Origin of the sequence: Truepera radiovictrix DSM 17093 (genome assembly GCF_000092425.1) — a bacterium.
Classification (GTDB): Bacteria; Deinococcota; Deinococci; order Deinococcales; family Trueperaceae; genus Truepera; species Truepera radiovictrix.
Window position 1 is genome coordinate 1,203,071 of the sequence record NC_014221.1, and the last position, 26,697, is coordinate 1,229,767.

General features: G+C 67.7%; 26 protein-coding genes. 13 read left to right on the plus strand and 13 right to left on the minus strand.

Translation table 11 applies throughout. From position 1 onward, the window contains the following. Positions 1–12 precede the first annotated feature (12 nt). The 5 genes from TRAD_RS05565 to TRAD_RS15640 all read left to right on the plus strand — a co-directional run bounded on the left by TRAD_RS05565 (position 13) and on the right by TRAD_RS15640 (position 3,928). Positions 13–435 (plus strand): Asp23/Gls24 family envelope stress response protein, encoded by a 423-nt coding sequence (locus TRAD_RS05565; RefSeq protein ID WP_013177615.1) that lies wholly within the window; start codon positions 13–15, stop codon positions 433–435. Then, a complete protein-coding gene (nusB, locus tag TRAD_RS05570) occupies positions 428–925 on the plus strand; it encodes a transcription antitermination factor NusB (protein WP_013177616.1) in 498 nt (165 codons plus the stop codon). The genes TRAD_RS05565 and nusB overlap by 8 nt, the downstream gene beginning before the upstream one ends. A gap of 1 nt (position 926) precedes the next feature. Next, on the plus strand, positions 927–1,784 hold the full coding sequence (locus TRAD_RS05575) for a bifunctional methylenetetrahydrofolate dehydrogenase/methenyltetrahydrofolate cyclohydrolase (protein ID WP_013177617.1): 858 nt from the start codon (positions 927–929) through the stop codon (positions 1,782–1,784). Then, positions 1,781–2,881 (plus strand): DegT/DnrJ/EryC1/StrS family aminotransferase, encoded by a 1,101-nt coding sequence (locus tag TRAD_RS05580; RefSeq protein ID WP_013177618.1) that lies wholly within the window; start codon positions 1,781–1,783, stop codon positions 2,879–2,881. Before TRAD_RS05575 ends, TRAD_RS05580 begins: the two co-directional genes overlap by 4 nt. Positions 2,882–2,989: 108 nt before the next feature. Continuing rightward, complete coding sequence (locus TRAD_RS15640; RefSeq protein ID WP_013177619.1) at positions 2,990–3,928, plus strand: HD-GYP domain-containing protein; 939 nt, start codon at positions 2,990–2,992, stop codon at positions 3,926–3,928. A 542-nt stretch (positions 3,929–4,470) separates the two neighbouring features. Here TRAD_RS15640 and TRAD_RS05585 read toward each other — a convergent pair. Together TRAD_RS05585 and TRAD_RS05590 are read right to left on the minus strand one after the other, a co-directional pair. Then, positions 4,471–5,553: an aminopeptidase gene (locus TRAD_RS05585; RefSeq protein WP_013177620.1), complete on the minus strand. Its 1,083-nt coding sequence runs from the start codon at positions 5,551–5,553 to the stop codon at positions 4,471–4,473. A gap of 59 nt (positions 5,554–5,612) precedes the next feature. Next, on the minus strand, positions 5,613–6,035 hold the full coding sequence (locus TRAD_RS05590) for a thioesterase family protein (RefSeq protein WP_185095204.1): 423 nt from the start codon (positions 6,033–6,035) through the stop codon (positions 5,613–5,615). Positions 6,036–6,323: 288 nt separating this feature from the next. Here TRAD_RS05590 and TRAD_RS05595 point away from each other — a divergent pair, with 288 nt between their 5' ends. From TRAD_RS05595 to TRAD_RS05605, 3 genes are all read left to right on the plus strand, one after another. Further along, entirely contained in the window at positions 6,324–8,798 is a 2,475-nt protein-coding gene (locus TRAD_RS05595; RefSeq protein ID WP_013177622.1) for a PQQ-dependent sugar dehydrogenase, read from the plus strand. A gap of 84 nt (positions 8,799–8,882) precedes the next feature. Next, positions 8,883–9,785 (plus strand): aldo/keto reductase, encoded by a 903-nt coding sequence (locus TRAD_RS05600; protein ID WP_013177623.1) that lies wholly within the window; start codon positions 8,883–8,885, stop codon positions 9,783–9,785. 33 nt (positions 9,786–9,818) lie between these two features. Beyond that, entirely contained in the window at positions 9,819–10,661 is an 843-nt protein-coding gene (locus TRAD_RS05605) for a CPBP family intramembrane glutamic endopeptidase (protein WP_013177624.1), read from the plus strand. A gap of 300 nt (positions 10,662–10,961) precedes the next feature. Here the strand turns inward: TRAD_RS05605 and TRAD_RS05610 are convergent, their stop codons facing one another. From TRAD_RS05610 to TRAD_RS05630, 5 genes are all read right to left on the minus strand, one after another. Then, entirely contained in the window at positions 10,962–12,071 is a 1,110-nt protein-coding gene (locus tag TRAD_RS05610; protein WP_013177625.1) for an ABC transporter permease, read from the minus strand. Next, complete coding sequence (gene nikB, locus TRAD_RS05615; protein WP_013177626.1) at positions 12,064–12,984, minus strand: nickel ABC transporter permease; 921 nt, start codon at positions 12,982–12,984, stop codon at positions 12,064–12,066. The genes TRAD_RS05610 and nikB overlap by 8 nt, the downstream gene beginning before the upstream one ends. A 150-nt stretch (positions 12,985–13,134) precedes the next feature. Next, a complete protein-coding gene (locus tag TRAD_RS05620) occupies positions 13,135–14,652 on the minus strand; it encodes a glutathione ABC transporter substrate-binding protein (RefSeq protein WP_013177627.1) in 1,518 nt (505 codons plus the stop codon). 418 nt (positions 14,653–15,070) lie between these two features. Next, positions 15,071–16,474: a radical SAM protein gene (locus TRAD_RS05625; RefSeq protein WP_013177628.1), complete on the minus strand. Its 1,404-nt coding sequence runs from the start codon at positions 16,472–16,474 to the stop codon at positions 15,071–15,073. 84 nt (positions 16,475–16,558) lie between these two features. Continuing rightward, the gene (locus TRAD_RS05630; RefSeq protein WP_013177629.1) at positions 16,559–17,062 is read right to left on the minus strand and encodes a hypothetical protein; all 504 of its coding nucleotides are present in this window, start codon (positions 17,060–17,062) and stop codon (positions 16,559–16,561) included. 105 nt (positions 17,063–17,167) lie between these two features. Here TRAD_RS05630 and TRAD_RS05635 point away from each other — a divergent pair, with 105 nt between their 5' ends. Genes TRAD_RS05635 through TRAD_RS05645 form a run of 3 tightly spaced genes read left to right on the plus strand, consistent with a single transcriptional unit; the run spans position 17,168 to position 19,006 of the window. Beyond that, the gene (locus TRAD_RS05635; protein ID WP_013177630.1) at positions 17,168–17,671 is read left to right on the plus strand and encodes a MarR family winged helix-turn-helix transcriptional regulator; all 504 of its coding nucleotides are present in this window, start codon (positions 17,168–17,170) and stop codon (positions 17,669–17,671) included. A 17-nt stretch (positions 17,672–17,688) separates the two neighbouring features. Further along, positions 17,689–18,138 carry a DoxX family protein gene (locus TRAD_RS05640; protein WP_013177631.1) on the plus strand — a complete coding sequence of 150 codons (450 nt, stop codon included), beginning with the start codon at positions 17,689–17,691 and terminating at the stop codon, positions 18,136–18,138. Further along, positions 18,125–19,006, plus strand: a complete 882-nt coding sequence (locus tag TRAD_RS05645; RefSeq protein WP_013177632.1) for a VOC family protein — start codon at positions 18,125–18,127, stop codon at positions 19,004–19,006. Before TRAD_RS05640 ends, TRAD_RS05645 begins: the two co-directional genes overlap by 14 nt. Here the strand turns inward: TRAD_RS05645 and TRAD_RS05650 are convergent. Together TRAD_RS05650 and TRAD_RS05655 are read right to left on the minus strand one after the other, a co-directional pair. After that, positions 19,003–19,932, minus strand: a complete 930-nt coding sequence (locus TRAD_RS05650) for a histone deacetylase family protein (RefSeq protein ID WP_013177633.1) — start codon at positions 19,930–19,932, stop codon at positions 19,003–19,005. The genes TRAD_RS05645 and TRAD_RS05650 overlap by 4 nt on opposite strands. A 78-nt stretch (positions 19,933–20,010) precedes the next feature. After that, positions 20,011–20,472, minus strand: coding sequence for a hypothetical protein (locus tag TRAD_RS05655; protein ID WP_013177634.1), 462 nt, complete (start codon positions 20,470–20,472; stop codon positions 20,011–20,013). A 268-nt stretch (positions 20,473–20,740) separates the two neighbouring features. Between TRAD_RS05655 and TRAD_RS05660 the strand changes: the two genes are divergently transcribed. Both TRAD_RS05660 and TRAD_RS05665 read left to right on the plus strand, forming a co-directional pair. Then, positions 20,741–21,442, plus strand: coding sequence for a zinc ribbon domain-containing protein (locus tag TRAD_RS05660; protein WP_013177635.1), 702 nt, complete (start codon positions 20,741–20,743; stop codon positions 21,440–21,442). 460 nt (positions 21,443–21,902) lie between these two features. Next, positions 21,903–22,115: a hypothetical protein gene (locus TRAD_RS05665; RefSeq protein WP_148221193.1), complete on the plus strand. Its 213-nt coding sequence runs from the start codon at positions 21,903–21,905 to the stop codon at positions 22,113–22,115. Between the two features lie 18 nt (positions 22,116–22,133). On the opposite strand, the gene TRAD_RS05670 is transcribed toward TRAD_RS05665, so the two are convergent. From TRAD_RS05670 to TRAD_RS05685, 4 genes are all read right to left on the minus strand, one after another. After that, positions 22,134–23,099, minus strand: a complete 966-nt coding sequence (locus tag TRAD_RS05670; protein WP_013177636.1) for an autoinducer 2 ABC transporter substrate-binding protein — start codon at positions 23,097–23,099, stop codon at positions 22,134–22,136. Between the two features lie 82 nt (positions 23,100–23,181). Continuing rightward, complete coding sequence (locus tag TRAD_RS05675; protein WP_013177637.1) at positions 23,182–24,174, minus strand: ABC transporter permease; 993 nt, start codon at positions 24,172–24,174, stop codon at positions 23,182–23,184. Then, positions 24,161–25,126 (minus strand): ABC transporter permease, encoded by a 966-nt coding sequence (locus tag TRAD_RS05680; protein WP_013177638.1) that lies wholly within the window; start codon positions 25,124–25,126, stop codon positions 24,161–24,163. Before TRAD_RS05680 ends, TRAD_RS05675 begins: the two co-directional genes overlap by 14 nt. Next, positions 25,123–26,616 (minus strand): sugar ABC transporter ATP-binding protein, encoded by a 1,494-nt coding sequence (locus TRAD_RS05685; RefSeq protein WP_013177639.1) that lies wholly within the window; start codon positions 26,614–26,616, stop codon positions 25,123–25,125. Before TRAD_RS05685 ends, TRAD_RS05680 begins: the two co-directional genes overlap by 4 nt. Positions 26,617–26,697 lie beyond the last annotated feature (81 nt).

The window sequence follows — 26,697 nt, forward strand, 5'->3', positions numbered from 1 at the left end:
CGAGGAGAGACCATGCGCGACCCTGACCCCCCACCCCCCTCCCCGACGGGCGCGCCCCTAGCGACCCGCGACTTAGACCTCGATATCGCTCAGGACGTGCTCTACGGCATCGCGCAGCTCGCTTTGGAGGGCGTCCACGGCGTCGTCCCGGCCTCCCCGCCCGCCCGCATGGGGGAGCTACTCACTGGACGCCGCACCAAAGGCATTGAGATAGAGCGCACCGGCGACGGACTCGTGGTTAACCTCAACGTGCACATGCGTTACGGGCTCGAGATCCCCAAAGTCGCTGCCGAGGTGCAGCAGACCGTGCGCGAAGCGATCGCCTCGATGACCGGCATGCGGGTGCGGAGCGTCAACGTCACCGTCGAGAAGATCGACCCCCCCGAGGAGCCCGCAGCGCCCCCCGTAGTGCGTGAGGACGCCGGCCGTGGCTAGGCGCCGCGCTCGCGAACTGGCGTTTCGCGCCCTTTTCCAGTCCGAGCGCGGCGGCGAACCGCTTTTAGAGGTCTGGGAGGGCATCCGCGACGACGTTACCGAGCAGCCGCCCGACGAGGCGGAAGAGGCCTACGGCGACCCCTTGGAGGAGGAGGGGTTGGCGTTCGCCGAGCGGCTCCTGCGCGCGTTTCACACCCACCGCGAGGAGGTCGACGCGCGGCTCTCTGAGGCGCTCGAGGGGTGGACGTTCGCGCAGATGGCCCAGACCGACCTCGCCGTGCTCCGCCTTGCTCTGACCGAGATCCTCTTCGAGCCGGAGGTGCCCAAAGAGGTCACCATCGAGGTGGCCGTGCGCATCGCCAAGCGCTACGGCGGCGAGGAGTCGGGCCGCTTCGTCAACGGCGTGTTGGGGCGGCTCTACCGCGAGGTGCGGGGCGACGCGCCAGGCGGCGAAGGTGCCTCCCCCCTCGCCGACGCGGTGCGGGAGTAAGGTGAGCGCCACGACGCTTGACGGCAAAGCGGTCGCCGCGCGGCTCAGCAGCGAGCTCCGGGCGACGTTGTCCACACTCCCCTTTAGCCCGCAGCTCGTCGTCGTGCGCGTCGGGGAGGACCCGGCGAGCGTGTCGTACGTGCGCGGCAAGGACCGCACGGCCAAGGCGCTGGGCTTACGCTCACGGGTCGAAGCGCTTCCGGAGGCTACCGACCAGGGGACCCTGATGCAGCTTGTGCAGGCGCTGAGCGCCGACCCCGACGTCGACGGCATCTTGGTTCAAGACCCCTTGCCGCCCCACCTGAGCATCCGACCCGTACAGGAGGCGATCGACCCCGCCAAGGACGTCGACGGTTTTCACCCCGTCAACGTCGGGCGGCTCTGGAACGGCGAGGAGGCGCTCGTGCCCTGCACCCCGGCTGGGCTCGTGCGCATCATGGACCACTACGGTCTCCCCATCGCGGGGCGAGAGGTGGTGATCGTTGGGCGTTCGACCTTGGTGGGCAAACCCGCCGCCGCCCTCTTTTTGGGGCGCCACGCCACCGTGACGGTGGCGCACTCCAAGACCCGTGACCTGGCTACCGTGACCCGCCGCGCCGACATCTTGGTGGCCGCGGTCGGTCGCCACGCGCTCATCACCCCCGAGATGGTCAAACCCGGGGCGGTGGTGCTCGACGTCGGCATCAACCGCGTAGACGGCAGACTCAAGGGCGACGTGCACCCAGGCGTCGCTGAGGTCGCGGGGTACCTGACACCCGTGCCCGGCGGCGTCGGCCCCATGACGGTCGCTATGCTCATGCAGAACACCGTCACCGCAGCGTTGCGGCGCCGCGGGGACGGGCCCGTGGGGGTGCGGTGACGCCGCCCATCCGTCTCTTTGACATCACGCTGCCTCACGAACTGCAGCTCGAGCTCGAAGCGCGGGTGTTGGAGACGCTGCGAACGGGCGCGTTTATCCTGGGCGAGCGCGTCGCGGCATTTGAGCGCACTTTTGCCGCCTACAGCGGGGCGGCTCACGCCGTCGGCGTCGCCTCCGGGACGGACGCGCTCGTGTTGGCGCTGCGGGCGCTCGGCATCGGGCCCGGCGACGAGGTGATCGTCCCGGCGCTCTCGTTTTACGCTTCGGCCGAGGCCGTCCTGCTCGTCGGCGCGGAGCCAGTGCTCGTCGACGTCGACCCGCACACCCTGACGCTCTGCCCGGAGGCGGCCGCGGCGGCCCTCACGCCGCGCACCAAAGCGCTCTTGCCCGTCCACCTCTACGGCGTCCCCGCCGACATGCCCGCGCTCGCCGCGCTCGCCGCGCAGCACGGCCTCAAGATCATCGAGGACGCGGCCCAGGCGGTGGGCGCTACCCTGAACGGCCAGCCCGTCGGGAGCTGGGGGGACGCCTGCTGCTACTCCTTTTACCCCACCAAAAACTTGGGGGGCGCGGGCGACGGTGGTCTCGTCACCACGCCGCACGAAGCGGTCGCGGCGCGCGTTCGGCTGCTACGCGTTCACGGCACCACGCGGCCGTACTATCACGAGGCGGTCGGTTACACCTCGAGGCTCGACGCGCTGCAGGCGGTCGTCTTGAGCGCTAAGCTGCCCTACTTAGAGGCCTGGAATGCCCGCCGCCGCGAACTGGCGCGGCGCTACGACGCCGCGCTAAGGGCGCTCCCCGTGCGGCTCCCGCGCCACCAGGGGGGGGTGTATCACCTCTACGTCGTGCGCGTCCCCGAGCGCGACCGCGTGATGGCCGCCCTAAACAGCGCCGGTGTCGAGGCGCGCGCGTACTACCCCCACGCGCTCCCCGACCTCCCGCCTTTAGCGGGTAGAGCATCCGGCCCCTGTCTAGAGGCGCGGCGCGCCGCCGCCGAGCTGCTCGCTCTGCCCATGCACCCCAACCTGCGCGACGACGAGGTCGACAGGGTCGTGCAGGCGCTCGGTCGGGCCCTCCTCACGCTTTCGCGCTGACCCCCGCTTCGTGTGGGCTGTGAAGAAGCCCACAAGGTCAGCGTGCTAGGCTTAAACTGTAAGAATCTCGTAAGCCACGGAGTGCCATAGTTGCCTCAGGAGACCTCTATGGACGCGCTAATCAAACCACTTCAACTGCAGCAGACCCAAAAAGGGTTAATAGTTAGGCGTCAAGGGGAGTGCATAGAGGCTGTAAGCTCGAAGGTAACAGATATTCGCCTGCTTACCGCACATCAGCAAGTAGAGATCATTGAAATAAGTTTAAGGAAGGATGCACGTTTAACGCTGGTTCCTAGTGGATCAGCTGTTGAAACATATTATGTTCTAGCGGGTTATCTGACTTGCACTGTCTCAGATGGACTTAACACACTTAGTGCTGGTGACCATGTCATTGCACAGGCCCTTGAGGAGCCAGCTATCCTTTCCGCAATCACTGAAGCGCGGATACTTTATGTCACGTCACAGCCTCAGTTTCACGAAATAAGTGAGGATTTAGGGCAACTTCGCAGACTTTCTGTAGAAGTAGAGATGAAGGATGGCTATACCGCCGATCATTGCGACCGTTTACAAGCATTGTCTTATGCTACGGGCTTAGAGCTTGGCTTAAGTACTAGCAGATTGCGGTTACTTGACCAAGGCGCTTACCTGCATGATGTTGGTAAAATTAGCGTCCCTATTGAAATTTTACAAAAACCTTCTTCTCTCACCTCTAGTGAGTGGGATGCTATCAAGCGTCACCCCACCGCTGGCAGGGAGCTATTAGATAAAACATTTATGAAGGAAGCAGGTAAAATCGTTGAACAGCATCACGAACGTCTTGATGGCAGTGGTTACCCCTATGGTTTAGCTGGCAGTGATGTGCTCATTGAAGCAACTATTGTGGCTGTGGCCGATACGTATGATGCAATGACCACAGATCGCCCCTATCGCCGCGCGCTATCTCGAGATGAAGCACTCGCAGAAATACAAAAATACGCGGGTGTACACTATCCCAAAGAAGTGGTGAGAGCGTTTATGTCAGCCATTAAAAAGCTAGAAAAGCTTTAGTGTAGTTATGCAAGGAAGAGACTGTCAAGTGCACAGCTCACCAATTCGTGTGAAGAGCGTAAGTGTAAAGTTTTACGCTCGCGTTTTTCTTACCTTGCGCTAGAGTAAGTCAACGAAGGCGAATGCCAGAGCGTCTTCGCGCGGGGCGCAACTCAGACGTCCCACAACTTATGCACAAGGAGTTGGTGGACATGGTTCGGAACAAAATCGTCGCAATGTTGGTTGTTGTTGGGTTGCTCTTTTCCTCTGCTGCGTTTGCCAATACGTCCGCTTCAAAAACGGCGGTATCGGTTCAAAAATTTGAGGTCAACAAGTAGCGCCTAAAGCAAATACTGCTAGTTTATAGCGTCAAAGCTAGAGCCGAGAAGCCTCGGCTCTATTTTTGTGCATTTTCCCACACCTATAACCTCGAGTAAGATTTCCGTCATAGTTGAAGGCGTAAACTTTCTCTCAAGAGGCAGCCCCCTCCGAACCATGCCTCCACCCGCCCCTCACTCCGGAACTCTGGCCCAGGACCTGTGAGGGGATTTTTACCTCTACCCCTACTTGAACACGCCGTTTTCCTGAAACAGCTCCCCGTCTAGGTAGATCGCCCCACCCTGCCGCAGGTCGCAGATCATGTCCCAGTGGATCGCCGAGGCGTTCGTGCCGCCGGTCTCCTCGTACGCTTGCCCGAGCGCTAGGTGCACGGTGCCGCCGATCTTCTCGTCGAAGAGGATGCTTTTGATCGGCCGCTGGATGCGGCTGTTCGTCCCGATGCCGAGCTCGCCCAAGTAGCGCGCGCCCTCGTCGGTGCCGAGCTGCGCTTTCAGCAAGTCTTCGCCCTTTTCAGCGGTGGCGTGAACGACGCGGCCCTCCCTGAACTGCAGGCGGACGCCCCGCACCTCGACGCCGCGAAGGGTGCTGGGGACGTTGAAGGTGACCGTGCCTTCGGCGCTACTCTCCAAGGGGCCGGTAAAGACCTCGCCCGAGGGCATGTTGCGGCGCCCGTCCGAGTTGACCCAGCGGCGCCCACCTACCCGCAGCCGGAGGTCGGTGCCGTCGCCAATGATGCGGACCTCGTCGGCGCGGCTCAGCCGTTCGATGAGCGCAGCTTGCTGCTCGCGCAGCTCGAGCCACCGCGCGGTGGGGTCGTCGTCAAAGAGAAACATCGCGTCGTAGACGAAGCGTTCAAAGTCGTCCAGGCTCATGCCGGCGTCCTGGGCGCCCGAGGCGGTGGGGAAGAGGGTGCCGCACCACTTCGTCTTCAGCCGCAGGTTCTGCACGGGGCGGTTGCGCGTCTGCAGCTTGCCGAGCTTTGTTTTGTCGGCGCTTTGCAGCGCGCGGCTGTTGGTCGGCGCGGCGACCCGAAGCCAGGCGTGCGTGTGCCTTATCTCGGCGAGCTCGAGGGTGGGTTCGGCGGTGAAAAAGGCTTCCGGCGCGCACGCCAGGAGGTCTTCGGTCAGTTCGGGGTAGCTGACGCGCAGGTGCGGCACGCCGCCCCGCGCGAGCACCGCGCGCACGAGCGGCCGCGCGAGCGCCATGGCGGGGGACTCAAGGTTTAAAAGGACGTTCTCGCCCGGTTGCACGTCCATGCAGTACGCCACGAGCAGGTCGGCGTAGCGTTCGTGAAGGGGGTGGATCATAGGTCCACCCTAGCACGGGGCGCTGCTAGCGTCGGGCGGCTACAGGGGCGCGTCCCCCGTCACCGCGCGACGTTAAAGACATTGCTGCCGAGCGCGACGAGCGTGCCGAGCTCGTCGTGCAGCTCGCTGCGCACCACCACGACGCGGCTTCCCGAGCGCATGACGTCGCTGGTGGTGAGCAGCTGCACCCCCGCGGCGGGCTTTAAGTAGTCGACGCGCATGTCGATGGTGGCGACGCCGGGGATCCTCTCGGGGTCGCCGACCGCTACGGCGGCAGCGGCGCCGGCGGTGGCGTCGATCAGCGCCGAGAGGAGGCCGCCGTGCGGCATACCGCGAAGGGCGTTGCCGATGTGTTCGGGGCGCAGCTCGAGGCGGCTCACCACCTGCGCCGGGGTGCGGGTAAAGCGCTCGAGCTTGAGGCCCAAAAGCTTGTTGAAGGGGATGAGTTCCTCGAACAGGGTGCGTAGCGCAGTTTCGTCCACGTCGCCGAGCATACCCGCTTCTGCGCGCTTTGGCGGTGGGGGTGCCGGGCGGCGTTGTAGTCAGCGGTGAGGGGTGCGGTCCGGAGGGCGTATGTGTGATGCGTGGGCAAATGATGAAAAAGCTGACACGAGAGGTGCCGATTTGGCGTAGACTCGAGGCACCTTAGCGCAAAGGAGATGTAACCGAGAGGGTGACCGAAGAGGCGTAGCCAGGACCTTGAGCACGCGGTGGGGTTCCCAAGGGGTGCAGCCCGGCGCACGACGCGCCGTGAAGACGGGAGGTCGGGGATGATCGGTCGATTCGGTTGGGCGGTGTGGGTGGCGGTCGTGCTTTTCATCAGCGCTTGTCGCGCGCCGGCTGACGTGCCGGCCGCGGCGCCGTCGCCGGACGCGCTAGCGGTTCCGAGCCAGTTCGAGGACGTTCGGCTCGCCTCGCTCGAGGCGCCCACGGCGCTCGCCTTTACGCCCGACGGGCGCCTGCTGATCACCACGCAGACGGGGCAGGTGCGGGTCTATCAGAACGGGTCGCTGCGCGCGGCGCCGCTTCTAGACCTCAAGGGGCAGATCTGCACGAACGGGGCGCGGGGGATTTTCGGCATCGCGGTCGACCCCAACTTCGCTACAAACGGGTTTATCTACCTCTACTACACCTTCGACAAAGCCGGTACGGGAACCTGCGAGCGCGGCCGGAACGGCAGGGCGGTCAACCGCGTCTCGCGCTTTACGGTTTCGGGCAACGCGGCGGCTTTGAGCAGCGAAAGGGTGCTGATCGACAACATCCCCGCGCCCTTTGGCAACCATAGCGCCGGGGACGTCGCGATCGGTAAAGATGGGCTTTTGTACGTCACCGTCGGGGACGCGGGGTGCGACCCGAGCGGCCGTAGCGGGTGCTCTGCCGAGAACGCCGCCGCTAGGGACCGCCACACGCTCCTCGGCAAGGTCATCCGCATCACCCGTAGCGGCGACGTCCCGCAAGGCAACCCCTTTAGGGGCGTCGACAGCGTCCGCTGCAACCGCGGGAGCGCCGCGCCGGGGAGCGTCTGTCAGGAGATCTTCGCGCTGGGCTTGCGCAACCCCTTCCGCTTCGCCTTCGACCCCAACAGCAGCGGCACCCGCTTTTTCATCAACGACGTCGGGCAGGCGGCCCGCGAGGAGATCAACCTCGGCCGCGCCGGGGCAGACTACGGTTGGAACGTGCGCGAGGGCAGCTGCAAGGTGGGCGGCACCGACTGCGGAGCCGCGCCGGCGGGGATGACGAACCCCATCTTCGAGTACGCCCACGGGGCGAGCGGCCTCTTCGCGGGGTGCACCTCCGTGACGGGGGGTGCGTTCGTACCTAGAGGCGTGTGGCCCGCCGCGTTCGAGGGCGCCTACCTGTTTAGCGACTACGTGTGCGGCAAGATCTTTGCGCTCACCCCCACGGACAGCGGGTACCGCGCCAGCCTCTTTGCCGACGGGCTCGGCAACAGCAGCGCCATTCACCTGCGTTTCGGCCCGCACGGGGGTTCACAGGCGCTCTTCTACACCACCTACGCGGGGGGCGGCCAGGTGCGCCGCATCGCCTACACCGGCGCACTCAACCGCGCGCCCCAAGCGGTCGTGACGGCTAGTCCGACCTCGGGGCCGGCGCCTTTGCGGGTCACCTTCGACGCTTCGGGGAGCCGCGACCCGGAGGGCGAGGCGCTCAGCTACACCTGGCGTTTTGGCGACGGCGCGACGGGCAGCGGGCCGCGCGTGACGCACACCTACGCCAAGGGCGACTACACGGCGACGCTCATCGTGCGCGACCCGCAAGGCGCCGAGGGGCGGGCGGTGGTGCGTATCAGCGCGGGCAACACCCCGCCGCAGCCGGTGATCACCGCCCCCGCGCCGGGCGCGCTCTTCGGGGTCGGCGAGCGGATCACGCTGCGCGGCGCGGCGACCGACGCCGAGGACGGGACGCTCTCCGGGAGCCAGCTGAGCTGGCGGGTGCTGTTGCGCCACGACGACCACACGCACCCGTACGAGCGCGCGACCGGGCGCGAGGTGACGATCACCATGCCCCCCCCCGAGGATCTGGCGGCGACCACGACGTCGTTTCTCGAGGTCTACCTGAGTGCGACCGACAGCCAGGGGCTGAGCCGCACGGTGCGGCAAGACGTCCACCCGCGCATGGTCGGGGTGACCTTCGACACCGAGCCGAGCGGCCTCAAGCTCACCGTCAACGGGGAGACGCTGACGACCCCCCGGACGATCGCCTCGTGGGTGGGGTACCGGCTCAACGTGCGCGCGGACGCGCAGACGACGCCCGACGGCCGGCGGGCGACCTTCGCCGCTTGGTCGGACGGCGGCGCGGCGGCGCACACCATCACCACCCCTAGCGCCGGGGGGCGCTACACGGCGCGCTTCGACGTCGCCGCGTCGGGGAGCCAAGCGGTCTCGAGCTTTACGTTGATCAATGCCGACACGAACCGGCCCATCGCGGGGTACGACCCCATCCCCGACGGCGCCACCTTGGACCTCGCCGCGCTGCCCACGCGCCGCCTCAACGTGCGCGCCAACACCACCCCGGCGCGCGTCGGCAGCGTGCGGTTCTTCCTCAACGGCAGCCTCTACCGCACGGAGAACGGCGCCCCCTACGCGCTCGCGAGCGATACCCGCGGCGACTACCACCCCTGGACCCCCGCGCGCGGCACCTACACCCTGCGCGCCGTGCCCTATAGCGGCTCGAGCGGGGGCGGCGCGGCGGGGACGGCGGGGACGGTGCGGTTTACCGTGAGGTAGGCGACCCCGGCGCACGCTACCTCGGCGCACTCTACAATCGGCCGCCAGCGCTCGGTGCTACAATGGCGGCCGAAAGGTGGGACGATGACGCAAACGCGACTGGACGCAAGCTTGAGCGGAACCTTTTTGCTGGGGGGCGACCTCGAGGTCAACCGCCTCGGTTTCGGGGCGATGCGGGTCACCGGCAAGGGCATCTGGGGCGAACCCGAAGACCGCGACGAGGCCCTGCGGGTGCTGCGCCGCCTCCGTGAGCTAAACGTCAACTTTATCGACACCGCCGACTCCTATGGCCCTTACGTCAGCGAGGAGCTGCTCTGCGAGGCGCTGCACCCTTACGAGGGGATGGTGATCGCCACCAAAGGCGGCCTCACCCGCCACGGGCCCGACATCTGGCGCCCGGTCGGGCGCCCGGAGTACTTGCGGCAGTGCGTGTTGATGAGCCTGCGCCGCCTCAAGGTCGAACGCCTCGACCTCTGGCAGCTCCACCGCATCGACGCCAAAACGGACCGCGACGAGCAGTTTGCGGAGATCGCCAAGATGCAGCAAGAGGGCCTTATCCGGCACGTGGGTTTGAGCGAGGTGAGCGTCGAGGAGATCGAAGCGGCGCGGCAGCACTTCGAGGTGGCGAGCGTGCAGAACCTCTACAACCTCGTGACGCGCGGGAGCGAAGCGGTGCTCGAGTACTGCGAGCGCGAAAGCATCGCCTTTATCCCCTGGTTCCCGCTGGCAGCGGGCAGCCTCGCGCGCGAGGGGAGCGTATTAGACGAGGTCGCCAAGCGCCTCGGGGCGACCCCCTCGCAGGTGGCGCTGGCGTGGGTGTTAAAGCGCAGCCCCGTGATGCTGCCTATTCCCGGGACGAGCAAGGTAGAGCACTTGGAGGAGAACGTGGCGGCGGCCGGGCTCGAGCTGAGCGATGAGGACTTCCGCGCCCTCGACGAGGTGGGCCGGCAGGAGTCGGAGCGCCTCGCGCGGGAGAACGCGGCTTAAAGGGGGGGTGGGCGTGTTCTAAGCGGTCGGTTCATGAGCACCCTGCACGCCCCCACCCAACAGGTAGCGCGCGTCGCTTGGCGAGCGCTCGCGCTCTACCTCGTCATCACCTTTGCGTGGTCGTGGACCCTCGGCGCGCTACTGATTGCTAGCGCGCGCGGCGCGCTGGCGCTACCCATGGCGCTGCACTACCTCAGCGCCTACGGCCCAGCCGTCGCCGCTGTGACCGTGACCGTCGCCGTCGGCGGGCGCCGGGACCTAAAGGCGTTGGGGCAGCGGATCGTCAAAGCCGACGTCGGCGCGCGGCTCTGGTTGCTGACGCTGGGCACGCCGCTGGCGCTGGGGGGGCTGGCGGTCGCCGTGTACGCCGCGCTCCACGGACTCGAGGGCGCGTTCTCACGCTTCGGCGACCTCGAGTACCTGGGGCGCGTCGGCGTCCCGGCGGCCCTCGCCGTGTGGCTGGCAACCTACGGCTTCGGCGAGGAGATCGGCTGGCGCGGCTTCGCCTTTCACCACCTGCAGCGCCTCGGTTGGGTGCGCGCGGCGGTGCTCGTCGGCGTGGTGTGGGGGCTTTGGCACCTGCCCTACTTTTTGTATAAACCCACCTTCGTGGCGCTGGGGCCGCTTGGCTTCGTCGGTTTTCTGGCGAGCATCACCCTGGGCTCGGTGCTGCTCGGGTGGTTTTACCGCCAAAGCGGCGGGAGCATCTTGATCGTGGCGCTCTGGCACGGCCTTTTCGATTTCGTCAGCGCTTCGCCGGTCGCCGCGGGTCCAGGCAACGCCGTGATCAGCGCGGCGGTGATCGTCTGGGTTCTCGTCATCGTGCGGCGGGCGCGTCGCGCGGAGTCGGCGAGCGGTGCGGGGGAGCCCAACTAGCGCGCGGCAAACCGGACCGCCGCTCTCCGCCCTGCGTCCCGCCTCGAGAGCCGCAGGGCGCGCGGACGCTCCTACACCATGGGTCGCCCGACCGCTCGCCGACGGCGACCCGGGCTTTGGGCGTAGCGGCGACCGGCGCACCTGTTACCGGCCGCTCATCCGCCCGATGTCGCGATGTCACGCTGCTAGCGACCACGGCGGTTTTTGGGGCTGCTCGTGAGCTGTGCCCGACGGAGCGCTTGCCGCTCAGGGACACCCCGAGCGGCGCCGCGCGTTGTTATAGCTGGCGCGACGGCACCGCTACTCCTGCCGCCGCGGGTCGAGCGCGTCGCGCAGGGCGTCGCCGACCAAGTTAAAGCCGAGCACCACGAGGATAATGGCGAGCCCCGGAAAGGTCGCCACGTGTGGGGCGGTCGCGAGGTACTCGCGCCCGCGCGCGAGCATGAGCCCCCACTCCGGTTGCGGCGGCCGCGCGCCGAGACCCAAAAAACCGAGCCCGGCGGCGAACAAGATGGCGACCGCCATCTGCAGGCTCGACTGCACGATGATGGGGGCGAGCGCGTTGGGGATGACGTGTTGGATAAGGATCGGCACGTCTTTTTTGCCGAGCGCTTTAGCCGCTTCGATATACTCGCGGCTCCTGACGGAGAGCACCGAGCCGCGCACGAGCCGCGCGTAGATGGGGATGCTGGCGATGCCCACGGCGATCATGACGTTGGTCAGCCCGGTGCCGAAGGTGGCGACGAGGACGATGGCGAGGAGGATGCCGGGAAACGCCAACATGACGTCGATAAAGCGCTGCACGACGAGGTCGAAGGTGCCGCCGTGGTAGCCCGACAGCGCCCCGATGGGCACGCCGACCGCGATGCCGATGGCGACCGCGATCAGCCCGATAAAGAGCGAGATCCAGGCGCCATGGACCAAGCGGCTAAAGACGTCGCGCCCCTGTTCGTCGGTGCCGAGGAGGTGAAAGCGGACGTTCGCCGGCCCGTCGACCCCGAAAAGGCGCACGTTGCTCGAGACGAGCCCGAAAAACCAGGTCCAACGCGCCCCCTCGACGAACCACCGCACCGGATAGCGCTCGCTCTCGTCGACGACCACGCCGCCGGTTGGGCTGCGCGTGACGGGGCTCACCCAGAGGCCGAACGCGCCATCTGGCCCCGACCAGTGCACGCCGACGCCCGGGGGGATGTAGGTGGTGCGGAGGCTCTGTTGGGTGGGGCTGTAGGGGGCGATAAAGGGGGCGAAGAGGACCACCAGGAGAAAGACCGCGATGATAAAAAAGCCGATGCGCGCGAGCGGGCTGCGCAACAGGCGCCGCTGCCAACCGCGGCGCGCACGCACGCGCGCGCTCGTCTGGGGCTGGCCGGGGGCGCCGAGGCCGCCCTGTTTGGTGACGGGTTTAGTCATAGCGGATCCTCGGGTCGATGAGGGCGTAGAGGAGGTCGACAAGGATGTTGATGACGATAAAGCTCACCGAGATGAGCAGCACCGCGCCCTGCACGACGGGGTAGTCTCGAGCGAGAATCGAGTCGACGAGCAGCCGGCCGATCCCGGGCCAGTTAAACACCGTTTCGGTGAGCACGGCGCCGGCCATCAGGGTGCCGAACTCGAGCCCGCCGACGGTCACGATGGGGATGAGCGCGTTGCGCAGCGCGTGCTTGTTGGTCACGACGCGCTCCCGAAGGCCCTTGGAGCGGGCGGTGCGGATAAAGTCTTGGCTCAAGATCTCCAACATCGACGAGCGGGTCATGCGCGCGATAATGGCGGTGCTGCTCACCCCCAAGGTCACGGCGGGCAACACCACGTGCGCGAGCGTGCCCCGGCCCTGGACCGGGAACCAACCGAGCTGCACGCTAAAGTACAAGATAGCCAGCAGCCCGAACCAAAAGACCGGCATCGACACGCCGATCAGCGCGATGAGCGTCACCGTGACGTCGGCGACGCTGTTGGGCCGGAGCGCCGAGATGACGCCCGCCGGGACGCCGATGAGAAGGGCGATCAGGATCGCTGCGGAGGCGAGCTCGAGCGTGCTCGGGAAGTAGCGCGCGAGCTCGTCGATGACCGGCCGCCGCGTGCGGGTCGAGTTGCCGAGGTCGCCCTGCACCAGGTCGCGCATAAAGATGCCGAACTGCACGTGGGGCGGCTCGTTGAGCCCGAAGCGTTCGCGGATGCGCTCGACGGTTTCGGCGCTTGCGAACTCCCCGGCGAGCAGCACGGCCGGGTCGCCGGGGGCGAGGCGCACCATGGCAAAGACGATAACGATCACCCCGAGGATCGAGGGGAGGGCGATGAGCGAACGCCGTAAAAGATAGCTGAGCATATCACCTTCTGAGTTGCGCGGTAGGGGGCGGGCGCGCTGAGGCGGAAAGAGGGCGCGCCCCCTTTAGGCGCGCCCCGGAGCTTGCAACCGCCACCTGTGGGCCCTCGGGGCCAGGTGGCGCCTCGCCGGTTGCGTGTTTGGCGTCGCTCCTTAGCGGAAACGCGCGTTGTAGGCGAGAACGCGCTCGGTCGGGTGCACGATGATGCCTTCGACCTCGTCGCGAATCGCGGTGAGCTGGCTTTCGCTATGCAGGAAAAGCCACGCCGCGTCGTCCCAGATGATCTGCATCGCTTCGGCGTAGAGCGCTTCGCGCTCGGCGGGGTCGGTGCTCGTGCGGGCCCGGTCGAGGAGGCTGTCGACCTCTTCGTTCGAGTAGAACGCACGGTTCGAACCCGTCGGGACCCACTGGTCGGTGTGGAAAAGGGCGTAGAGACCGTAGTCGGCGTCGCCCGTCACCGTGCCCCAGCCGAGCATGGCGAACAAGACGTCGTTCTCCTCGGGCGGCCGGTTGGTGAGCTCGAGGTAGGCGGCCCACTCGAGCGTTTCGATGGTGGCGTTGATGCCGACCTCGGCGAGCTGGTTCTGGATCGCCTCGGCGATCTGGATGTCTTGGAGGTAGCGGCCGCTCGGGCTATACATGGTGATGTCGAGCCCGTTTTCAAAACCCGCCTCGGCGAGCAGCTCGCGCGCCCGCTCGGGGTTGTACTCGTACTCGCCGACCGGGGTGTAGCCGAACACGCCGGGGGAGATGGGGGCGTCCGAGACGCGGGCCGCGCCGCCCAGCAAAAACTCGGTGATCTCCTCTTTGTCGACCGCGTAGTTGATCGCTTGGCGCACGCGCACGTCGTTGGTGGGTTCGCGGAGGGCGTTGAAGTACATGTAGATGGTGCGCACGCTGCTCGTGTTCTCGACCGTGATGTTGGGGTTGGCGTCTAGGCGTTCGACGTCTTGCGGCGGCACCCGCACCGCGACGTGCGCCTCGCCGGTCTCGACGAGCGCCATCCGGCTCGTGCTCTCGGCGGCGGTGATAAAGCGCACCTCGGTGATCTCAGGGCCCTCGTTCCAGTAGTCCTCGTACGCCTCGAGGGTGATCACGCCCTCGCCGCGGTCCCAGCTCACGAAGCGGTAGGGACCGGTGCCGACCGGGTTGTCGCCGAAGTCTTCACCGGCGGCTTCGATGGCGGCGGGGCTCTGCATCGCGGTCGAGGAGTGGGTAAAGTGCGCGAGCAGCGGGGCGAACGGTTCGTCTAAGGAGAGCTCGAGGGTGAGCTCGTCGATGACGGTGATCTCGCTGATGGGGGCGAGCAAAAAGGCGAAGGCGAAGGCGTTGTCGGGGTCTGTGAGCCGCTCGATGTTGTACTTGACCGCCTCGGCGTCGAGCGGCTCGCCGTCGTGGAAGGTGATGCCGTCATGGAGCGTCAGCGTCCAGGTGCGCGCGTCTTCGCTCACCTCGTACGACTCGACGAGCCACGGGACGATGCTGCCGTCGGGCTCGAGCTTAAAGAGGGTTTCGCTGATGTGGCTGATGACGGTCGCCGAGGGGGAGTCGGTGGCGTCGTTCGCGTCCAAGGTGACCGCGTCGGTGCCCTGGGCGATGATGAGCGGTTGCGCCCAGGCGGTGCCGAGGCCGAGACCGGCAGCGAGGCAGAGATAGCGAAGCGTTTTCAACGGACAACTCCTTTCGCTTGGGGGCGTACAGGTGTACCGTCGTCTGCGGCGCGGCGAGGGGGCGCGCAGACCCCGTGGCGGCGGGGCGCCGCTTGGGAGTTTATACACCGTAGCGCTGACCTCAGTTAACCCCGTCCGCCCCGAGACGTCAATACGTCCTCGCTGCAGCCGTACACCGGCGCGGCAGGCCCACAGGGTGCTCAGCCGAAGCGTACCCTGAAGCGCACGAGGGCTTTAAGGGTTCGGCGCGTCGCTGGGCTAGCTGCAGAGCGCTGTGATGGCGTCGGTCGCGCCTGCTGGCCGCGAACTTTTCTAAACCGCCCCACGCGCGTCAGCACCGGCGCCTTTAGCGCGCGCGGCTGCTGTTACGATGTCACCGATGTCACAAGGCTGACGTCAAAAGGTTCAGCGAAAGGCTCTAGTGCTGCCGCGCCGCCTCTTTGATGGCGTGGGTCGAGAAGCCGAACTGCGGCCCGTGGCGTTCGCCCACGTCGCTCAAGATGGCTTCGGCGAGCTCGGCGAGCGTCGTGCCCCCGACTTCAACCCGCATCTTGAGCCCCTGCCGGAGGTCGTCGAGGGTGCGGTCGTCGAGCAGGGTCTCGGTGCCGTACTTGAGGACGTTCGGGGAGACGAGCAGCAGATCCGCTTCCCCCGGCCTGATCTGCGTCAAAAAGTCGCGCCCCGCGAGGAGCCCCGCGACGGTCGTGACCTCGCCGAAGGTGCGGTTTTTAAGGGCGCGGACCTCGAGCGCCAACCCCTCGATCGCGCGCAGGGGGGCGACGGCGCGCGCCAAGACGGGGGCGAAGAGCTTGCCCGTTCCCAAGATGACCTTGCGCGGCCGCTCCAAACGCGTCGGCAGCGCGGGCAGCGGCTCGCTCAAAAAGTCCTGCACCATCCCGACGCCGTTCTCTAACATCGGGAAGCCCTCGTAGGCGTCACTCGCGGGCAGCGGTTCGTCGGCGAGCAGGTAGAACTCGTCGCTCGCGAAGACAAAGCGCGTCCCACGCGCCTCGAGCATCCGCCGCTGAAACCGGTGCACCCGCCGCAGCACGTCGCGCGCCTCTTGGGGGGTGTACGGGCGCAGCTCGGGGAGGTTGCGGCGGTGCTCGGTAAGGCCGACGGGCACGCACGCCACCGCCTGGACGTTGTCGTACGTGGCGAGGTGCTCCAGGGTCTCGTCGAGGTGCTCGCCGTCGTTGCGGCCCGGCAGCAGCACCATCTGCGTGTAGAGGTCGATGGGCTCCAAGCGCTGCAGCATCTCCCGGATGCGGGTTGCGCGCTCGTCTCTAACCTTAAGGCGCCACCACTTCATCATGTCGCGGCGCAGGTCCTCGTTGACCGTGTGCACGGAGACGTAGAGCGGCGAGAGGTGTTCGTCCAAGATGCGCGCGATGTCCTCCTCGCTCAAGTTGGTGAGGGTGACGAACGAGCCGTACAAAAACGAGGTGCGAAAGTCGTCGTCCATGATGTAGAGGCTTTTGCGAAAGCCCTTGGGCATCTGGTGGACGTAGCAGAACTCGCACTTGTTGGCGCACTTTTTGAGCCCGTCGAAGATGACCTCGGCGAACTCGAGCCCGGGGTCCTCCCAAGCGACCGCGAAGCGCACCTCGCGCCCGGTGAGAGGGTCACGCGCGTCGAGCGTGACCTCGCCGCGCGCCAACTCGCGGCGGTAGGCGAGGACGTCGGTCACCGCCCCCCCGTTGACCCGCAACAGCTCCCACCCGGGGCGCACGCCCGCTCGGTAGGCGGGCGAACCGCGCTGCACCTCGGAGATGGTGGCGGGGTAGAGGGTCTCTTCGGTCGGGGGGGCGGCGAGCGGCATAACGCACTAGTTTAGCAGACCCCTCCGGGGGCGTCCAAGCGCAGGCTACGTTGCTCTCGCGCGCACGAAGCTTTGCGGGGGGCTCTACAGAGGGAAGGCGACGCCGAAACAGCCCTCGAGCGTCGGCCAGAACCCAGCGCTGAGGCCCGCAAAACTCCGCACGTACGTCCGGACCTCCCCGAAGGGGCGGGGGGCCCCGAGGTAAGGTTCCTCGTCGACGACGTACTGCCCACCCAGGATGACGCGCAGATCGCTCCCGCTCGGAAAGTAGAAGTAAAAGCTCGCGCTAGCCCCTACCCCCGCGTAGAGCTCATAGGTCGGGGCCTGGGAGAAGGTGTAGAGAAAGTCGACGCCCAGCTGGCTCGCCACCAGCAAGGTCTCCAGGGTCCCGCGGACCGTCAGGGTGTCCGTCAAGGGGCCGCCGACGTGCAGCGCGGGGAGGGGCGGGAAAGAGGGCAGACCCACTGGCGCGTAGGAGACGCCTAGACCGACGTAGGCGCCTCGTGGCTGCGGGCTCTGCACCTGTGCGCTGGCGGCGCTCAGCCACAAAAATCCCACCAGCCATACTAGAAGGGCGGCACGCTTCATTCGTCTCCTTAAGAGAGCGGTTTGGAGGAGTGTAGCACATCCCAACGGTCTACGAGGGGGCTGCTTGACAAAACTTGTTGCAACATCTATCGTTTAAACAACTATATGCGGGAGGTGAGGACGTTTAGCGCAGACATCCGCAACGCCATCAAACAGGCCAAACCGTTCGCGAGCCTCGAGCACGAGCTCTACCTGACGCTGCAGCGGCTCGCGGGGGAGCTCGGCGCCGAACTCGGGGAGCTCTTTCGCGCGGCGGGGCTCAGCGGGCCGCAGTACAACATCCTGCGCATCCTGCGCGGCGCCGGCGCCGCCGGGCTCCCCTGCAGCGAGGTCGCCGAGCGCCTGGTGACCAAAGCGCCCGATGTGACGCGGCTGCTCGACCGGATGGAAAAGCGGGGTTGGGTGACGCGCTGCCGGCACGCCGGCGACCGGCGCGTGGTCACCGCCCGCATCACCGCGGCGGGGCTCTCGCTCCTGGCGGCGCTCGACGCACCGGTCGCGGCGCTTCACGAGGCGCAGTTCGCCCACCTGACGCCGGAGCAGCGGGGGGGATTGCTCGAGCTGTTGCGGGCGGCTCGAGCCCGCCCCGGCGAAACCTCTCAGCCTTGACACGCAAAGGAACCTCTATGTTGACCCCTACTCACCCGACTTCGGACGCCTCTGCCGCGGCGACGCGGCGGCAGTTCGGCCTGACGCCGCTGCGCGTCACCGTCGGCCTGGTCTTTTTCGCCCACGGCCTGCAAAAGTTCGGCTTCGGCGTCGCCGGCACCACGGCGGCGTTTACGCAGCTGGGGGTGCCCCTGCCGGAGTTGTCGGCGCCGCTTGTTGCCACCGTGGAGCTCGTGGGCGGCCTGCTGTTGATGCTGGGGCTTTTCACCCCCGTCGCGGCGCTTCTGCTCGCCTTCGTCGCGCTCAGCGCGACGCTCCTCGTGCACCTGAGGGCGGGCTTTTTCGCGCCGGACGGGGTCGAGTTTACCCTCACCCTCTTCGCCGCGACCCTCGCGCTCACCCTCACGGGCCCGGGCGCCCTCGCCTTGGACGGGTGGCGGCGTGGGCGCGCGCATGAGCCCAAGTAACGCGCCTTTGCCGCCCTACACCCTGCCCCCAACGACCCGGCTCGGGCGGGTGCGGCTTCAAGTCAGCGACCTCGCGCGCTCGCTGGCGTTTTACGGCGACCTCCTGGGGTTTACCGTGCTCGAGCGCGAGGCGCACCGGGCGGCGCTCGGGGTGGGGGAGGAGGTGCTGCTCGAGCTCGTCGAGCGCCCCGGCGCCCGACCGGTGCCTAAGCGCGGCAGGTTGGGCCTCTACCACGTCGCCGCGGTGCTGCCTGGGCGTGAAGCGCTCGGCCGCGCCCTGCGCCACCTCGAGCGTGCGCGGATCTCCTTCGGCGCGGCCGACCACGGGGTGAGCGAGGCGCTCTACCTGAGTGACCCCGACGGGTTGGGGTTGGAGCTCTACGCCGACCGCCCCCGTGACACCTGGCGCTGGTCGGCGGGCGAGCTGCAGATGACGACGGCGCCGCTCGCCGCAGAGAGCCTGCGCCGCGCCGCCGGCGCGGCGGCCTGGAGCGGTATGCCGGCCGGGACGGCGATCGGTCACCTCCACCTGCAGGTTGGCGACCTGGAGCGGGCGGCGGCCTTTTACGAGGGGCTGCTCGGTCTGACGACCACGGTGCGCAGCTACCCCGGGGCGCGCTTCCTGGCGGCGGGGGGTTACCACCATCACCTGGGGCTCAACACCTGGGCGGCGGGCGCCACCCCGGCCGCAGACGACGAGGCGCGGCTGCTCGAGTGGTGCCTCGTGCTGCCGCGCGCAGCGGACGTCGCGGCGCTGTCGGAGCGGTTGGCGCGCGCGGGCGTGGCGCACCGCCGCGCCGGGCCGGCGGGGGTGCAGGTCGATGACCCGTGGGGGACGACGCTCCGGCTACTGAGCGAAGTGCGCTAGGTTGGGTAGCCCGCGAAGACCTCCCGAAGGGCCTCGACGCCGCGCGCGTGCGCCTCGACCGTGACCTCGATGTCGCGGTGATAGCCGCCCCCCATGGTGTAGACCACGGGGACGCCGGCGGCGCGCAGGAGGCCGTACACGAAGCGGTCGCGCGCCTCGGCGCCCGCGAGGCTCAGCGCGGCGCGGCCGAAGCGGTCGCCCGCCAGGACGTCGGCGCCGCCCACGTAGAGCGCCAACTCGGGGCGAAAGCGCGCGACGGCGTCGGGGAGGGTGGCCTCGAGCCGCGCGAGGTACGCCGCGTCCGTCACCCCGTCCTCGAGGGGGACGTCGCACGCGCTCCGCTCTTTGTGAAACGGGTAGTTGTGCGCGCCGTGCACGCTGTAGGTAAAGACGTGCGGGTCGAAGGCGCAGAGGTGCGCGGTGTCGTCGCCCTGGTGCACGTCGAGGTCGATGATCATCACGCGCGCGGCGAGGCCGCGCTCGAGCGCGTGGTAGGCCGCGACCGCGAGGTCGTTAAAGACGCAGAAGCCCTCGCCGCGGTCGGCGAAGGCGTGGTGCGTGCCGCCACCCAGGTTGACCCCGTACCCACGCGTTCGCGCGTCGTAAAGGGCCGCCAGGGTGCCGCCGACGGTGTGGCGTTCGCGCGTCAGCAGGGCGCGCGACTGCGGCAAGCCGAGGCGCCTTTCGGCCTTGGGGGGGAGCGCGAGGGCCTCTAAAGCGGCCAGGTAGGCCGCCGTGTGGACGCGGGCGAGGTCCTCGCGGGGTGCGGCGGGCGCCTCGTCGACCTGCCACCCGAGCTCGCGCAGCCGCGCCGCGAGCTGCGCGTACTTCTGCGCCGGGAAGCGGTGCCCCGGGGGCAGGGGGAGGGGGAGGTGCGCTGAAGAGAACGCTCGAGGCGCGTAAGGTGGCGGGGGGGTGAGCTGCACAGCCCTAGTCTCGCCTGTAGGGGCGGCGTGCACCGTAAGGTACTCGCCCGTCGACCTACGCGGAGCTACACGCGGCGCCTAGATCTCGCTGTCGGTGCCCGACGGGCCGCGGGCGCTCTGCGGCACCACGAAGCCGTGAACCGGCGGCAGGGTGTCGAAGCGGAGCCAGTCGCCGGCGGCGACGTCATCGGGCAGTTCGGCGAAGCTGCCGGTGACGAGCGGTACCCCGGCGTCCACGACGACCATCCGGGCGCGGCGCAAGAGGACGAGCCCGCGAACGTGGAGCCGGCTGAGGCCCGTGACCTTGAGGCAGCGCTCGCGGAGCTCGGTCTTCTCGACCCGCTCGGTGACGGGGTGCAAGATGAGCTGCGCGGCGCCGGGGCGGGCGCTATAGGGGCCGGTGCGCTCGAACACCCCGAAGATCACCCCCGCAGCGCTGCACTCGAGCAGGGGGCTCCCTTCCGTGTGGGCGAAGAGCTGCACAGACGCAGCGTAGGGGCGCCACTGGGCGAGAAAGCTCTCGACGGACTCCTCGAACATGGCGCCAGTCTACCGCGCCCCTGCACGCCAGCGGCGAGGTGACGTGCGGCGCGTGTGGGCGGCTCGAGCGCCTCGAACGGAAGCTCGCGGGTGCCCCGAGCGGTGTCGGGGCCGCGGCGAGGTGTGCTAGAGTGAGGCAGTGAACGTTTCCCCCCCGCACGTGACGCCGCCCAGCCGCTTGGCTCGGCGGCGTTTTCGCGTTTGGGCCCCCTAGCCGCTTGCGCTAGCGGGTGCTGCACGCGTCGCGGGCTGGGGTGCAGGAGGGTGCATGCTCGACAAGCTTAACCAGGTTCAGCTCCGCGATTTGGACCTCGACGCGCTGCGCGAGGAGCGTGAGCGGACGCCAGAGGAGCTGCTCGCGCTGCGCGAACGCAAAGAGCGGTTACAGGGTGAGCTCGCGCGGACGCAGGAGAAAGCTGGGGCGCTCCGGCGCGAGGTGAGCCAGAGCGAGCTCGAGATCCGCTCCCTCGACGAGCGCCGCAAGGGCGCCTCGCGCGCCGCGCTCGAGGCCAGCTCGCCCAAGGAGGCGTCGCAGTACCAGAACCAGGAGCTGCAGTTCGCGACCCGCTTGCAGGAGCTCGAGGAGGACACGCTGCCTCTGATTGAACGCCTAGAGGCGCTCGACGCCGAGGTCGCGCGGCTGCAGGGCGAGCTCGACGCCCTCGAGCCCGAGCTGGAGGCGAGCACGCGGGCCGAGGAGGCACGGGTGAGCGCCCTTGAAGCGAAGATCACCGCGCTGACCGAAGAGCGCGAGGCGCTCGCGGCGTCGGTCGACGCGCCCTTGCTGAGGCAGTACGAAGGGGTGCGCCGCGCCAAACGCGGGGTCGGGCTGGTGGAGGTCGTCGACGCGCAGCGCTGCGGTGGCTGCAACGTGCGCCTCCCCATCCACGTGGTGCAAAAGGCGCGGAGCGCGCGCGGCGTCACGCGCTGCCCGAGCTGCGGGCGCATCCTGTGGGTGAAAGCGGCGTAAGGGCGTCGCTCGCCCCCCAAACTGGGCGAGCTCGGCGTCCTTGCCGAGGCGGTGAGCGTGGGTACCGCGCTGCCGCTCTTTATGGGGCGAGCGCGGCAGCGCGCTGCGCCTACGTACCCCTTGATGACAGGCTACGAGAGCCTCGCCCGCGTCACGCAGGTCGGCGAAGGTGTCGACCGCGCGCTTGTGGGTAGGCGATTGTAGCGCCCTACGGCCACCACACGGCGGCGCTGCTAGACGAGGTGAGTCGCATGCTAACGATGATGCGCCGCCGGGAGCGGGAGAATCGAGAGAGGTGAGCGAAAAGGAACGAGCAGAGAGAGGTTGCTCTCATACCTCGCTTCTCACGCTTTTCCCCCTCTTTTCTCGTTTCTACAAAGGCACGCAGGGCTTGGCCGAGGCCGTGCGTTGTGAAGGTCGATGCTGCGTGCTCTCAGACGGCAACGTGGAGCCGTTGGTTTTGGAACCTCACGTTCTCGAGCACGAACTCAGCGTCGTCGCCTCCTCAGACGTTAAAGGCTACACCGGCCACGCGGGGGCGTTCTGGACCTATTGGCGGAAGACGAGAGCGCCTCTGGCGGCGCTTTTCGGGTGGCGCGTCGCGGCGCCGGAGCTGCCAGGAGCGTTTGAGCGGGCGGCCTGTGAGCCGCCCGTCAAGATCTTCGTCTCTTAAGACTGAGCTGCGCCAGCGTTAGAAGTTGAAGTCGGCGATGTTGCTCGCGTCGAAGATGAAGGGGTCGCCGAGCAGGATCTGCAGGCTAATGTCGTCCTCTGTAACGGTGTAGCTGCCGAGGCGGCCGGCGTCGATCGTGTCGCCCGCAGCGACCTCGCCGGTAGCGGCGGCGACGGCGGCGTAGACCGATAAGTAGCCCAGATCGATGGGGTTCCAGAGGATGACGTCGCGCACCGTGCCGTTTTCGACGAAGGGCCGCATCTGCGTCGGGGTCGAGAGCCCTACCACGGCGACCTCGCCCGAGCGGCCCGCTTGCGCGACCGCGTCGGCGGCGCCGGGGAAGGCCACCGACGAGAGGGCGAAGATCCCCTCGACCTCCGGGTTGGCGTTAAGGACGTCTTGTGTCGCCTGAAAGGCGCGCTGCTGGTCTTCGCCGGGGGCGCGCGTATCAATGATCCGAAACTCCGGATAGTCCGAGGCGATTTTCGCCTCCATGGCGGCGATCCAGGCGTTCTGGTTGGGCGCCGTGAGGTCGCTCGTGATGATCGCTGCTTGGCCGTCCGGGCCGATCTGGTCGACCATGGATTCCAAAAGCGCCTCGCCGATGCCCTGCGCGGTCGCCTGGTTGACGAAGATGTCGCGCGCGTTCGCGTCGGCGTCCCAGGTAATGACGGTGATGCCCGCGTCCATCGCCCGTTGCAGCGCCGGGGCGAGCGCCTCGGGATCGTTCGCGGCGACCGAGATGACGTCGACTTGGGCGGTGATAAAGTTCTCGATCAGCTCGACCTGACGGTCGGCGCGCGCCTCGGTCGGCCCCTGATAGATGAGCCGCACACCGAGCTCTTGTGCCGCCTCCTGAGCGCCCTGCTGGGTGGCGTTAAAGTAGTCGATGCCGACGAGTTTGGGGATCATGGCGATGGTGATCTCTTCTTGCGCCAGCGCGACGCCACCAACGGTGAGCAGAGCAGCGAGAAAACGTTTCATAGAGCCTCCTTGAGGGCGTAGGTGGGGTGAAGGGCCGGGTAGGGGAGAAAACCTTGTGACTTGCCTTCTAAAGCCAACCTCCTTAGGCGCGGCTCGCGCCCCAACGCGCGAGCTGGCTGACCAGCACCGCGAAGAGCAGGATCGCTCCGACCACGATGTTCTGGATTTCGGTGGGGACAAAGGCGAGCGTCAGGCCGTTACGCACGACCGCGACGAGCAAAAGCCCGAGGACAGTACCGCCGACGCCGCCCGTCCCGCCGGTGATGGCGGTGCCGCCCAAGATCACGGCGGTGATCGCGTCGAGCTCGTAACCGATGCCCGCGTCGGCGCGCGCCGAGGAGATGCGCGCGACGAAAACCCCGCCCGCGAGCCCCGCGAGGAGCCCCGAGAGGGTGTACACCCCTAACAGCACGCGCCCGACGGGCACCCCGCTAAAGCGCGCGGCGGTGACGTTGTTGCCGATCGCGTAGACCATGCGCCCGAAAGTGGTGCGCGCGAGGAGAAACCAAACACCGGCGGCGACCCCGAAAAGGACGAGCGCTTGTAGCGGCACAGGGCCCAAGTAGGCGCGGCCCAAAGCGAGAAACCCTTCGGGAAAGGCGCCGAACGAGCGCGCTTGGCTGATGCCCAGCGCGAGGCCGCGGTAGATGGCGAGCGTTGCCAAGGTGACGATCAGCGGTGGGATGCCGACGCGCGTGATGATGAGGCCGTTGAGAAGCCCCAAGAGCGCCCCCGCGAGGAGAGCCAGCGCGAACGCCAGCCAGACGTTGAGCCCGAGCGAAAAGGTGAACCCCAGCAAGATCGCGCAGAGCCCCAGGATGGAGCCCACCGAGAGGTCGATCCCAGCCGTTAGGATGACGAGGGTCATACCGAGGCTAATCAGGCCGATCTCGGTGCTGAAGCGGAACACCTCGGCGAAGTTGCGCACGGTCAAGAAGGCGGGCGAAAGGCGGCTCATGATGATCACGGCTACTGCCAAGAGCGCGAGCAAGAGGAGTTCGGACGGCAGGCGCCGCCAGAGCGGGACGTGGCCCCGGCCTTCCCTGGGGAGCGGGGGGGCGTCAGGTCGGGACATCTAGGGGCTCCTCGACGTGGGTGCGGCTGAGGGGGGTGCGGCGGCTCCGGATGGCGTCGAGCGTCACCGACACGAGGATGAAAAGCCCCTGCAGCGCCCCTTCCCAAAAGGCGGAGATGCGCAAAAACGTCAGCGTGGTGCCGGTCGCCGAGACGAGCAGGGCGCCTAAAAAGGTGCCTAAAAGCGTCCCCGAACCCCCGAAGATGTTCGTCCCGCCCACGACGACTGCGGTGATGACCAGAAACTCGAAGCCGCTCCCGGTGTTCGATTGAATGGTGGTAAAGCGCGTGGCGAAGGCCATCGTGGCGACCCCGACGAGCGCCCCCTGAAAGACAAAGACGCTCAGCTGCGTCCAGCGCACGGGGATACCGGCGAGCCGCGCCGCTTCGGGGCTCGAGCCGAGCGCGTAGACGCTCCGGCCCCAGCGCGTGTGCGACAGCAGATACCAGCCCAGAAGCGTCACGCCCGCCATCAGCCACACGGGGATGGGCACGCCCAGCAGGGTGCCGGTGCCGAGCGCGCGGAAGTTCGCGGGGAGGTCGTAGATCCAGCTGCCACCGGTGATGAGGATGATGGCGCCGCGAACCACCGCGAGCGTGGCGAGCGTCACCACGATCGAGTGCACCCGCACGTACGCCACCAGCGCGCCGTTGACGGCCCCGAGCGCCGCGCCGGTAGCGACGGCCAGGAGAAAAACGGCCGGGATGGGGACGCCCGCTTTGGCGCTGTAGCCTGCCACGGTCGCGCAAGCGGCTAGAATCGCCCCGACCGAGATGTCGATCTGGCCCGTGAGGATAACGGCGGTCATCCCGACGGCGGCGATCATCAGGTAGGACATGTTGACGAGCAGGTTGAGCGCGTTGCTGGTGTTGTAAAACCCGGGGGCAAAGAGCGCCAGCAAAAGCGCCAGAAAGGCCAGAAAGACCGCGACCGACAGCTCCCGCGACCTCACGCTACCGCCTCCACGGCGGCGCCTGCTCGGGCGCCGGTCGCCGCGCGCATCACATCCTCTTGCGAGGCGCCGCGCGGCAGCTCCGCGACGATTCGACCGCCGCGCATCACCAGAATGCGGTCGGCCATGCCGAGTACCTCCAGGAGTTCGCTCGAGATCATCAGCACGCCGAGTCCCTGCGCCACGAGCGCGTCCATCAGGCGGTGAATCTCGGCCTTCGCGCCGACGTCGACCCCTTGCGTGGGTTCGTCTAGGATGAGGAGTTTGGGCTGGGTCGCCAGCCACTTGCCGATGACGACCTTTTGCTGGTTGCCCCCCGAGAGGTTGCGCGCCGCCATCTCGCCGTTGGCGGGGCGGATGCCGAGCTCGGCGATCGCCTCGCGCGCGCGCGACGCCTCCCGCGCGAAGTCGAGGCGTGTGCCGAGCCGCAAGGTCGCGAGCGAGAGGTTCTGCTGCACGCTTAAAGCGCCGATGAGCCCCTCCTTGCCGCGGTCCTCGGGGACCATCGCCAGGCCTTGGCGCACCGCCCGCCGCGGGTTGCGCGGCAGCGGCTCCCCGAGGAGCGTGGCCGTCCCGCTCGCATAGGGGTCGATACCGAAAAGCGCGCGCGCGACCTCGCTCCGCCCCGAGCCGACGAGCCCCGCAAGCGCCACGATCTCGCCCTCGTGCACCCGAAACGACACGTCCTTGAAAGCACCCGGTTGGCTGAGACCCTGGACGTCTAGCAGCACCCGCCCGGGAGGGCGCAGCGTGCGCGGGTAGAGCGCCTTGTGGACGCGCCCGACCATCTTGGCGATCAGCCAGTCTTGGTCGATCTGCGCGACCCGGCCCCAACCGACCGCCTCGCCGTCGCGCAGCACCGTGACCTGCTGGGCGATCTCGAAGATCTCCTCCAAGCGGTGCGAGATGTAGATCATGCTGACCCCTTGCGTTTGCAGTTCGCGCAGGGTGACAAACAGGCTCCGCACGTCGCGCTGGGTCAGGGCTGCCGTGGGTTCGTCCAGGATGAGAAGGCGCGCTCGCTGCAAGAGGGCCTTGGCGATCTCGACGAGCTGCGCCCTGGCCTTGCCGAGATCCCCTAGGCGTGCGTTAAGGGGTAGCTGCAGGTTGAGGCGCCTCAAAAGCGCCTCCGCTTCGGCGCGCATCACGCCCCAGCGGATGCGGCCCCCCCGCGTCGGCTGCCGCCCCATAAAGAGGTTCTCGAGGACGGAGAGGTCGGGAAATAGGCTCGTCTCCTGGTGAATGGTGGCGATGCCGGCCGCCTGGGCGTGCCGTGGCGAGCTGAAAAGAACGCGCTCGCCGTCTAGGACGATCTCGCCCTCGTCGGGGCGATAGACGCCCGAGAGCACCTTGATCAGGGTCGACTTGCCCGCGCCGTTTTCGCCGACGAGCGCGTGCACCTCCCCGGCGCGGAGGGTGAACGAGACGCCCTTAAGCGCCCGAACGCCCCCGAAGCTCTTGCGGATCCCTTCTAAGCGCAGTAGATCCATGACCCGTAACCATCTGCGACGCGCTGCGGCGACCCGTACACGTCAGCACCAAAGCCGTAGCGACACGCCCTGCTCCGCTCC